General features: G+C 58.9%; 10 protein-coding genes. 4 read left to right on the plus strand and 6 right to left on the minus strand.

Annotation, left to right across the window (positions count from 1 at the left end; genetic code table 11):
• Positions 1–85: 85 nt before the first annotated feature.
• A complete protein-coding gene (locus AKG12_RS28320) occupies positions 86–784 on the plus strand; it encodes a helix-turn-helix transcriptional regulator (protein WP_052821384.1) in 699 nt (232 codons plus the stop codon).
• Positions 785–1,017: 233 nt separating this feature from the next.
• On the opposite strand, the gene AKG12_RS30530 is transcribed toward AKG12_RS28320, so the two are convergent.
• The 4 genes from AKG12_RS30530 to AKG12_RS28335 all read right to left on the minus strand — a co-directional run bounded on the left by AKG12_RS30530 (position 1,018) and on the right by AKG12_RS28335 (position 4,498).
• On the minus strand, positions 1,018–1,248 hold the full coding sequence (locus AKG12_RS30530) for a Y4lK-related protein (RefSeq protein WP_143151047.1): 231 nt from the start codon (positions 1,246–1,248) through the stop codon (positions 1,018–1,020).
• Positions 1,217–1,729 carry a chemotaxis protein CheW gene (locus AKG12_RS28325; RefSeq protein WP_052821385.1) on the minus strand — a complete coding sequence of 171 codons (513 nt, stop codon included), beginning with the start codon at positions 1,727–1,729 and terminating at the stop codon, positions 1,217–1,219. The genes AKG12_RS30530 and AKG12_RS28325 overlap by 32 nt, the downstream gene beginning before the upstream one ends.
• Positions 1,729–3,513 (minus strand): methyl-accepting chemotaxis protein, encoded by a 1,785-nt coding sequence (locus AKG12_RS28330; RefSeq protein ID WP_052821390.1) that lies wholly within the window; start codon positions 3,511–3,513, stop codon positions 1,729–1,731. Before AKG12_RS28330 ends, AKG12_RS28325 begins: the two co-directional genes overlap by 1 nt.
• Before the next feature lie 331 nt (positions 3,514–3,844).
• On the minus strand, positions 3,845–4,498 hold the full coding sequence (locus AKG12_RS28335; protein WP_167379204.1) for a helix-turn-helix transcriptional regulator: 654 nt from the start codon (positions 4,496–4,498) through the stop codon (positions 3,845–3,847).
• A 496-nt stretch (positions 4,499–4,994) separates the two neighbouring features.
• On the opposite strand from AKG12_RS28335, the gene AKG12_RS28340 reads away from it, so the two are divergent.
• Genes AKG12_RS28340 through AKG12_RS28350 form a run of 3 tightly spaced genes read left to right on the plus strand, consistent with a single transcriptional unit; the run spans position 4,995 to position 8,817 of the window.
• Positions 4,995–5,537 carry a putative pterin-binding protein gene (locus tag AKG12_RS28340; protein ID WP_285278030.1) on the plus strand — a complete coding sequence of 181 codons (543 nt, stop codon included), beginning with the start codon at positions 4,995–4,997 and terminating at the stop codon, positions 5,535–5,537.
• A 2-nt stretch (positions 5,538–5,539) separates the two neighbouring features.
• Positions 5,540–7,735, plus strand: a complete 2,196-nt coding sequence (locus tag AKG12_RS28345; RefSeq protein WP_052821387.1) for an ATP-binding protein — start codon at positions 5,540–5,542, stop codon at positions 7,733–7,735.
• 11 nt (positions 7,736–7,746) lie between these two features.
• Positions 7,747–8,817 carry an HD domain-containing phosphohydrolase gene (locus AKG12_RS28350; RefSeq protein WP_052821388.1) on the plus strand — a complete coding sequence of 357 codons (1,071 nt, stop codon included), beginning with the start codon at positions 7,747–7,749 and terminating at the stop codon, positions 8,815–8,817.
• Positions 8,818–8,971: 154 nt separating this feature from the next.
• Here AKG12_RS28350 and istB read toward each other — a convergent pair whose 3' ends face one another.
• Complete coding sequence (gene istB / locus AKG12_RS28355; RefSeq protein ID WP_052821389.1) at positions 8,972–9,784, minus strand: IS21-like element helper ATPase IstB; 813 nt, start codon at positions 9,782–9,784, stop codon at positions 8,972–8,974.
• On the minus strand, positions 9,774–10,420 hold a 647-nt coding region (locus AKG12_RS28360), incomplete at its 5' end, for a Mu transposase domain-containing protein (RefSeq protein ID WP_502688819.1). The genes istB and AKG12_RS28360, both read right to left, overlap by 11 nt.

The raw sequence follows: 10,420 nt of genomic DNA on the forward strand, positions 1-10,420 counted from the left end.
CGGAAAAATTGATCTCCTCCAAGCCCGCGTCATCGGCGCGGGATAAAATCCATCACCACCAAAACTGCGTCAGAGCCCCGTTTCGATGCCGATTGACAATATCGACCTGCGTTCTGTTCCCAATCACCGCTTTTTCGGGAAGAACGACATTATCGAAAGACTGCGCCGTGCCGTCCCGTTCGACTACATCTTCATCTCTGGTCTTGACGTCGACCACTACCGCTTCGGAAACGGCTTCTCGATCGACACGGACCTTCCCCCTGGTTACGTGGAAGCCTATCACGCTGACCGCTTATACGCCGAGGACCCTTTTGTTGCGGCCGCCAAAGCGGCGAAATCGGTGGTGGTCGAGCACGAGGTCTATGCCGAGCACTCGCCGCCACAGCGCTTGCTGTATCTTCAGCGCACATTCGGCGTACACAATAGGACCCTTTTCCCAATCGCGCGCGAGAGCGTCACATACGGAGCGGTTGGCGTTACCAGGGCCACGCCGTTCGATGACGAGGAACTGACCTTCCTCTCGCTGGTTGCTGAAACGATCCACACCGTCGTCACGAAGCCGCTGATGGAAAAGTTCGCAGCCGAACACTTGCGCCTCTCCAAAGGCGAGATGGCGTGTCTGTCTCAGGCAAGTCTCGGTTTGACCAGCGATGGGATAGCCAAGGCCACCGGGTATCAGGTCGATACCGTCAACAGCTACGTCAAGTCGGCGGTCAAGAAGCTCGGAGCCTCGAACAGAACTCAGGCAATCGCGGAGGCGATCAGACGACGGTTGATTGCCTAATGCTCAACGCGAGCTCCGCAAAAAAGCCCGATTTTACCGTTGTGGACGCAGCCAGCGAACGGCCCGCCTTTGCGGCGCGGAAGGGCCTTGCCCGCATAGGCGGTCAAGGGAGTAACCGCGTTATAGCGGTCACCCGAACTAGGCAAACCCGGCCGCGACAAATGAAGTCTGGAAGGGGATGGTCCGGAAGCGGAGATACGATAGCGCCTTAGGTGCTGCAGATGCTGCCTGAATCAGATCGGCCGGTCGAATGAGCGGCCGATCTGCGCCAGATACGCGGATATCTCTTCGAGGAGGTGGTCTCTTGGACCGAAACGGTCAAGGATGCGTTTAACGTTGGTCGCGTGTGGTTCGTAGGTTGGCTCGCCGATGCAGTAGCCCCGGCCGACGCTCCACATCTCGCATCCTTCATCCATCAGCGCTGTGACAAGGTCAATGACGCGCGGGGAGACAGAGGACGACATCTTTGCTCGGCCCGTTGGTCTGGTCCCTCCTCGCCCCGAGAAGCCTGGAAAGGTTGAGAAGACAGATCATTCCCTGTTCCAACGTCAGCATTCCCGCCGCGAACTGCAGCTCCACCGTGGCGACCACTTCCGGAACGGGCTGCACCGAAGCACTGTCGACGGTCAGAATATCCGAAACGCTGTCAACGAGGAGGCCGAAGACCTCGTTGCCGACTTCCGCCACCACGATTGCCGAACGCTCGGTTCCGTGCGTCATTCCCATCCCCAAGCGTCCCGCGAGGTCTATGATCGGGACGACCTCACCCCTGAGATTGATGACGCCCAGTACGTCCTCGGGGGCGTGGGGCACGGGGGTGCAGGCAACCCACCCCCGGATTTCGCGGACCTTCGTCGTCTCGACGCAGAATTCCTGACCCCGAAGGCTGAACGCGATGATGTCCATGTCGCTCGCCGCGGTCTGTCTGAATGAGCTGGCCAACATCAGAAGTCCTCCCACGCCTGGGCGAGCGCGTTGCCGCCCCTGATCTGTTGGCTCACTCTGCGGCGAAGCGCATGCACGGGTGTCGGCGCGGTTTCTGGCCTTGCGTAGGTCGTTGGCACCGCGACATCGAGAGCCCCGCCTTCGTCGACCTTGAATTGGCTTACAAGGTTGAACAGCGCGTCTGCCTCGCCGGACAGTCCATGGCTGGCGGCGTTCGACTCCTCCACCATGGCCGCGTTCTGCTGCGTCCCCTGGTCGATCGTGTTGACCGATATGTTGATCTCGCGCAGACCGACGGCTTGTTCCCGCGCACCTTCCACGATCGCCGCGACGTTGACGTCGATGTCCTTCACCTGCGATACGATCCGGGAGAGCGACTGGCCCGTCTCGTCTACCAGCGAGACGCCCGCTTTCACCTGCTCGCCCGAGAGCCCGATCAGGGCCTTGATTTCTTTTGCCGCCCCGGCAGACCGCTGCGCCAGCTCGCGGACCTCCTGGGCGACGACCGCGAAGCCTTTGCCAGCCTCGCCCGCGCGGGCTGCCTCGACGCCTGCATTTAGCGCCAGCAAGTTGGTCTGGAAGGCGATGTCGTCGATGACGCCGATGATATTGGCGATCTCTTTGGACGATTTCTCGATCGCTCCCATCGCATCGATCGCGCGGGCTACCACTCGGCCAGATTCTTCGGCATTGGTGCGGGCGGAAACGACGAGGCGTCCCGCTTCATCGGCACGACGGCTGGAGTCGGAGACCGTCTGGGTGATCTCCTCGAGCGCGGCCGCCGTCTCTTCGACCGAGGCCGCCTGCTGCTCGGTCCTTTTCGCAAGGTCGTCGGCTGCCGTCTTCATTTCAGACGAGCCGGCGGCGATCGCCTGTGCGTTTTGCCGGACAGCCTTCATGGTGGCGCGGAGCTTTCCCGAAGTATTGTTGAAGTCCACCCGAAGCTGTTCGAGTGCCGGAATGAAAGACTTGGGCAGGTCGGCGCAGAGGTTTCCGGAAGAGAGCATCTGCAGGCCATTTCCGAGGGCCTGTACGTTTTCAACGCGACCCGTAACGTCCGTGGCGAACTTGACGACCTTGAAGACCTTTCCGTCCACGCCGAAGATCGGGTTGTAAGAAGCCTGGATGTAGACCTTGTTGCCCGCGCGGCCGATCCGCATGAATTCCTGCGACACAAACTCGCCGGAGCGCAGGCGGTCCCAGAAAACACGGTAGTCGGGCGTGCGGGTATAGTCCTGATCGCAAAAGATCGAATGGTGCTTTCCGACGATCTCGGACAGCTGGTAGCCAACGGTCTTCAGGAAGTTTTCGTTAGCGGTGATAATTTCACCGTTCGGAGTAAATTCGATGACCGCCTGCGCCCTCGAGAGCGCGTCAAGCTTTCCCGCGTCTTCGGCGGCCTTCTGTTTGATCGCGGTAATATCGGTCGCGAACTTGACGACCTTGTATGGCTTGCCCCGGCGGAAAACCGGATTGTACGACGCTTCGATCCAGACGTCGCGCCCGCCCTTGGCGATGCGGCGGTACTGTTTGCGGTCAAAGTGGCCCTGAGCGAGACGGTCCCAGAATGTGCGGTATTCAGGCAAACTCGCTTCGACGGAATCGACGAGCATCCGGTGATGGCGGCCGACGATCTCGGAGAGCTCGTAACCGAGAGCCGCGCAGAAGTTGGTGTTTGCGGTGAGGATGGTTCCGTTCAGGTCGAATTCGATGATCGCCTGCGACTTGCTCATGGCGGACAATACGGCATCGCTGTCGGACTGACTGAAATACGGTATTTTCATATGCATTCCTCTTTGTTGCCGATGGCGAGAGCGTGCAGAAGCAGCCGCTGCCCGGATGAGCGGGCAGTCGCCAATGTCGGACATGGAAGACCCGGGACGGGTCAACCGTCCGGTGTCTTGTTAATGATGAAGTGTGGTGGCCGGCGCTTTTGGCTCGCTGGTCAATCTCGAAAGCCGGGAATGTGGAGGCCGTCTTCCTTCGATAACCCCGAAAATAGGGGTGACCTCCTAACGGAGGATTAAGAAAATCGCGACAAGCCGAGCGAATGCGTTCTTTTTGGGAAATTGCCCAAAAAGACAGCACTTGATCATGTTTGGGATTGGGACTGATTTAGTCTATCAGCCGATGCCGGATGGCAATTGCGATCGCATGTGCGCGATTGCGCGCCTGTAGCTTTTTTGTTGCCGATTTGAGGTAGCTGTCCACGGTCTCGCGGGTAAACCTCGACGCAAAGGCGATTTCTTCGCTGGTCATCCCCTGGCCGGCTAGGCGTATGCATTCAACTTCACCGTCGAGCAGTCCGACGATCTGTGGGCCGAACCGGTCTAGAAGCGGGCGGGTCAATCGCTCGTGGAGAGGGGTGGCGATCATGCCCAGATACTCGGCCTCGTCGGCCCCGAATGGCGCGCCGTCCCTTGCGAAGACGACGGAACCGTAATTGTGTCCGCTGCGACGCAGGAAGAAAGCGATCCGACGGGATATGCGGAAGGTGCGCAAAAGGTAGGCGAGACGCTGGGGCATCTCATAACGGCCCGCTACGCTCTCTTCGGTCACGACATCAGCGCCGTCTTTTCCGACCAAAACCATTGGATCGTTTAGGTAGAGCTTTTCTCCGGCATAGGCCTCCACAAAGGCCGGGGGAAAGCTTGAGGTCACGCTGTTGAAGTTGCCGACCTTATACGATCCGAGATCGAAACCGCTGACGCTAACGAAATCGAAAGGAACGGCGCGCTTTGCCAACGCCACCGCGGCGTCGTCGCTCATCCGGCGATGCCGCGGTAGGGATGCCAGATCGTCAGGCAATTCAGCGATTTTGGCTTGGCTTAGCATATTCAACGTTTCTCGGGATCGGTGCGCGTCCTTGGCACCAAATCTGGGGGCAAAGTATTAAGTACAGGTTAATGCGGATACCTATAAGTTTAATCATTCGGGCGATTTCAACTTTCTATCGACGCTTTAGGTGCAGTTTTCCCCGAAAATATCGATGAACGCGGCGGCGGCATGATCTCCGCTGCGTTCATCTTGCGTCCATCAAACGTCCCAAAGCGCCAGTCTCAAGCTCGGCTTAACCATGCCGACGATCTGGGCGACTCGCAAAGAGAGTTACACCGCATTTTCACGGACTGATTCACGTTCGTTCAACGACTCTGCCCTAAATTTGGGGTGTCGGGCATCTTGCCCAGGCCGTCATGACGACGGTCCGTCACAGGTCTGCTCCCATGGCAGACGCGTGGACACCAGCCCTCCTGGCATGTCGTTTTTGACGGTCGAGGCCTCCCGCTTCGGCGAACGCGAGGATTCCCCAATGCATTCCGCAATCCGCATCGCGGCCCTTGCCGCAACCCTCCTTGCCAGTCAGGCTTTCGCGCTCGACGCGCCGAAAGGGCAGGTCATTCTGACCGTCTCAGGCGAGCTCTCCCACCCGAACGCCGGGAAATCGGCCGAGTTCGACCTTGCTATGCTTGAGGCGTTGCCCGGGCGGAAGGGAACGATGGAAACCCCCTGGACGACCGGAAAGGTCGAGTTTTCCGGACCGCTGCTCCGCGCGGTTCTCGAAGCGGCCGGGGCCAAGGGGACAAGTATCAAGCTCGTCGCTCTCAATGACTACGCGGCCGAGGTGCCGATGGAGGATGCCACCAAGATCGACAGCATTCTGGCATCGAGGATGAACGGCGACACGATGTCAGTTCGCGACAAGGGGCCGCTGTTCATGATCTATCCGTTTGACAAGGACCAATCGCTCTACAACGAAAAGTACTTTTCGCGGTCCGTCTGGCAGATCAAGTCGATCGAGGTCAAGTAACCATGGACAGAGCCGGGAAGAACGGGGATGTCATTCGGCGTGTTAGCAAGGGCACTGCGTTCCTGCAGGGTTTTGCCGTCTTGCTGTTGATTGGCCTTATCTACCTTCTTTCTGGAATTTACGGGAAATATCAGGAGCTACAGGACGGAATCCGCGAGAACGCCCTGTGGTCCGTCTACCAGCTTGACCGGGAAACGAGGCGGCTGAGCGAGGTCGCCTACGATATGCTCGTACGTCGAGATCTCTCGGACGAAACCGTTTCAAATCTGACGATACGGTACGACATCCTGTATTCCCGTATGGCGCTTCTCAAAAAGGCTAATCTGGACCTCCGCCTGGGCGAAACCCCCGGCCTGGCCCAGCTTGTCTCGAATATCGAGCCCGCAGTTATGTCGAAAGCCGCGATGTTCGACGGGATCGCGGCGGGGCATCATCTGGACGCCGGCGTGCTCGCGGAATTCGTTTCCGACATGAAGGGCTTGATGAAGAACACCGAAGAGTTGCTGACCAACACTAACAACAAGGTCAGTGCCGAGCGCGCGGACGCGAGGGAGGCACTGCAATCACTTCAGCTCAAGACGGGAGCCGTGACCGCAGTCCTCTCGCTCAGCGTCGGCATCCTCGTCATATCCCTCAGGCGGCAGTTGAAGTCCGTCCGGGCGGCAGGTCTTGAATTCGAGGATATGACGCGGGAGCTGAGGGAGTCCTTTGCCGCCGCGGAGGCGGGGAACAGGGCCAAGTCGCAATTCATGGCGACCATGGGACACGAAGTCCGCACGCCGCTCAACGCTGTTCTCGGGACGGCGGAACTTCTCGAGCTGTCGGACCTGCCCGAGCGCGTTCGCGGAGCGGTCCAGACAATCCGCCGCTCCGGGCAATCGCTGCTGGAAATCCTCAACGAGATTCTCGACTTCGCGAAGATGGAAAGCGGCAAGATCGATGTCCAACTCGCTCCTGTCGATGTCGGCGCTCTGGTGTCCGATACCGTGGGAATGCTCCGCGACCGGGCTGCGGAGAAGGGCAATACGCTCGTCGCCGATTTGCCCAACGAACACAGCAAAACTGTCGTGATGACAGACCAGACCCGTTTGCGTCAGGTCGTCCTCAATCTCCTAAGCAACGCCATAAAGTTCACGTCGAACGGCATGGTCGCGGTGAAGCTCTCTGAGGAAGACAGCGATGACCGTACGCTATTGAAGTTCGCGGTTACCGATACGGGGATCGGGATCGACGAGGAAGGGCAGGGCCGCCTGTTCAAACCCTTCTCCCAGGTCGATGCGAGCATTTCCAGAAACTACGGCGGAACCGGGTTGGGATTGATCATCTGCAAAGAAATCGTCGAATCCCTCGGCGGCCGGATCGGCGTGCGGAGTGCCAAGGGACAGGGTAGCACATTTTGGTTTGAAATCCCGGTTGACAGGGCCGACGAGAGGGCCACGGTGCTGTCTGAAGCTCCAGCTGACTTTGCTGGCGTGATACCCAATCTCCGCATCCTGCTTGTGGAAGATAACCTTGTAAACCAGCAGGTCGCGGCTGGCTTTCTTCGCCATCTCGGACAGGGTGTCGAGGTGGCTAGCGACGGAGCCGAAGCGGTCGAAATGATTTCCGCGTCTCGGTTCGACCTGGTGCTGATGGACATGCAGATGCCGCGTATGGACGGAATAGAGGCGACAAGGGCGATCCGCGGCACGGGAAACGACATACCGATAGTCGCCATGACCGCAAACGCCTCAGTAGACGACCGCCGTCTGTGCGCGGCCGCCGGCATGAACGGGTTCCAATCCAAACCCGTGACGAAGAACCAACTCGCCCGGCTTATTTCCACTTTCGAGGTTCGCGGAAAGGGTGGTGCAGGGGTTGACGTGGCATCGGATCCTGTGATCGTCCCGGACGAGGCGTTGAACAACCGTCAAGCCGAGATAGTCGAGGCGCTTGGGGATGATGCGTATAACGAATTGCTGGACGCGTTCTTTGACGACGCATCTCAAATTCTCGCTGATCTCGCCAAGGCGATGATACATGAGAGGTCAGATGAGGTTGATCGGTTGCTGCATACACTAAAGGGCGCAGCGGGAAACCTCGGTTTCGATAGCGTCGCACTCATCGCGCAGTCTCTTAGGGAGAAACGTGCTTCCCAGTCCGGACTGGCGGCCATCGCCGCCGAGATAGAAACGCAGCGGACAAAACGGGCCGCATGAGGAGACAGTGCATGCGCATTCTTATTGTGGACGACAACCGTACCAACCTCATGTTTCTTTCGAAGCTGGTGTCGAAGATCAAGGGTTGCGAACCGTTGGCCTTTACCGACCCGGCGGAGGTCCTCGCCGCGATGCCGAAACTGGAATTCGACATCGCCGTGGTCGATTACCAGATGCCGGGTTACAACGGTGTCGAGTTGCTTCGCGAGATCAATTTCTTCGAAAAATACCGTGACAAGCCCTATGTCATGGTCACGGCTGACACTGACCTCGCGACCCGCATGACGTGCCTGGACGCTGGCTCGATCGACTTTCTAACAAAGCCCGTAAACCCGCTGGAATTCCAGGCGCGGATGCGCAATCTCGTCGCTTTGGTCGAGGCCCGTAACAAACTGGCGGACAAGGCGGAGTGGCTGCGCCAGGAAATCGAGAAGGCGACGGAGGAAATCAGAGCGCGCGAGGAGGAAATCATCGACCGCCTTTCGATTGCGGCCAGCTACAAGGACTCGGAAACCGGCCTGCATACCAAGCGTGTCGCGGCATATTCCGAAGCCATCGCGCAGGCGCTGGGCCTCCCACCCGAGACCTGCTCCAACATCAGGCTGGCGTCGCCGATGCATGACATCGGGAAGGTCGGTATACGTGACGCGGTCCTCCTGAAGAAGGGCAAGCTCACCGAACAAGAGTTCTCGGAGATGCAGACGCACACCTTGATCGGCTGCGATATCCTGAATGAATCTCGGTCAAGCCTTCTCCGTCTCGCGGCAGAAATCGCGGGGTCTCACCACGAGCGATGGGACGGGCAGGGCTATCCGCGTAGATTGTCCGGTGAGGAAATCCCGCTCGCCGGCCGTATCGTGGCTATTGCCGATAACTTTGACGCGCTCACGACCGTCCGACCATATAAAGAGGCTTGGAGCGTCGAGCAGGCTGTCGCTCACATCCGTAGCCGCGCTGGCAGTCAGTTCGATCCGTCCTGCGTCGCCGCCTTTATCGCGACTTTGCCAGCGATCCGAAATATCAAAGAAGGTTATGTTGATGAGTTGGAGCGCGTGCCTGTCGAATTGGCCGCCAGCGCGTAACGTTATCATGCGGTGAGGGTTTGGCGGAAGGGCGAGTATCGCACCTATCCCCGACTCCCGTGCATATGCGCTCAAAACGTCCGAGGCTTGTTGATTTCCACTGAGAGCTGACCCGGCGGGGGTGCGGACGTTTCCACCGAGAAGTGACCCGCCTTTAGATATCGTTTGTGCTGGTCGTAGTGGTCAAGTTCCTGCGTTTCTCCTTCGTCGTTTTGGGCTCATGGGCCGAGCTGTTTTTGAAGCGGAAGCTGTCGTTTCCGGTTTCCAAGATGTGGCAGTGGTGGGTAAGCCGGTCGAGCAATGCCGTGGTCATCTTTGCATCGCCGAACACGCTGGCCCATTCGCTGAAGCTGAGGTTCGTCGTGATGATGACGCTCGTGTGCTCGTAGAGTTTGCTCAGCAGATGGAATAGCAGCGCACCGCCTGAAGCACTGAATGGCAGGTAGCCGAGTTCGTCCAGGATCACGAGATCGGAGTGTGCCAGGCGGTTGGCGATCTGTCCTGGACGACCTTGGGACTTCTCCTGCTCGAGAGCATTGACCAATTCCACGGTCGAGAAGAACCGAACCCGCTTGTGATGATGCTCGATGGCCTGGACACCGATGGCCGTGGCGATATGCGTCTTGCCCGTGCCGGGACCGCCGACCAGGACGATGTTGTTGGCGTCGTTGAGGAAGTCGCAGCCATGGAGTTGCTGCACGAGCGCCTCGTTGATCTCGCTGCTGGCGAAGTCGAAGCCGTTCAGGTCACGGTAGGCCGGAAAGCGTGCCGTCTTGAGTTGATATGCGGTCGATCGGACCTCTCGTTCAGCCGTTTCCGCCTTGAGAAGCTGGGACAGGATTGGAATGGCAGCCTCGAACGCCGGCGATCCTTGCTCGGTCAGATCACCGACGGCGTGGGCCATGCCATGTATCTTCAGTTGACGCAGCATGATAACGATCGCGCCGCTTGCTGGGTTATGACGCATTGCGGACCTCCGTCTTTCTCAAGGTATCGTATCGTTCGACATTGGCCTTGGGCTCATTGGTGAGCGTCAGGGCCTGTGGTGCGTCGAGGGTTGGCGGCGTGAAGGATTTGCCATCGACAAGTCGATGCAGCAGGTTCAGCACATGCGTCTTGGTCGGAACGCCGGACTTCAGTGCCATATCGACCGCCGATAGCACGGCCTGTTCATCGTGCTGAAGGACGAGCGCCAGGATATCGACCATCTCGCGATCACCACCTGGCTTCTTCAGGAGATATTGCTGCAAGGTCCCGAATGCTTCGGGGAGTTCGGCGAACGGTGCGCCATTGCGCAGAGCGCCTGGCTTGCGCTGCACCACCGCCAGATAGTGCCGCCAGTTGTAAATGGTCTGTCCCGGTCGGTCATGGGAGCGATCGATGACGCGACGATGCTCGCAGACGATCTGACCTTCTGCGGCGACGACGACCCGATCAGGGTAGACGCGCAAGCTCACCGGTCGGTTGGCGAAGGATGCCGGCACGCTGTAGCGATTGCGCTCCAGATGGACGAGGCAGGTAGGTGTGGCTCTGACGCAGTTTTGGTGGTGATGGATTTTATCCCGCGCCGATGACGCGGGCTTGGAGGAGATCAATTTTTCCG

It is taken from the genome of Agrobacterium sp. SUL3, from assembly GCF_001263295.1.
GTDB lineage: Bacteria > Pseudomonadota > Alphaproteobacteria > Rhizobiales > Rhizobiaceae > Agrobacterium > Agrobacterium tomkonis.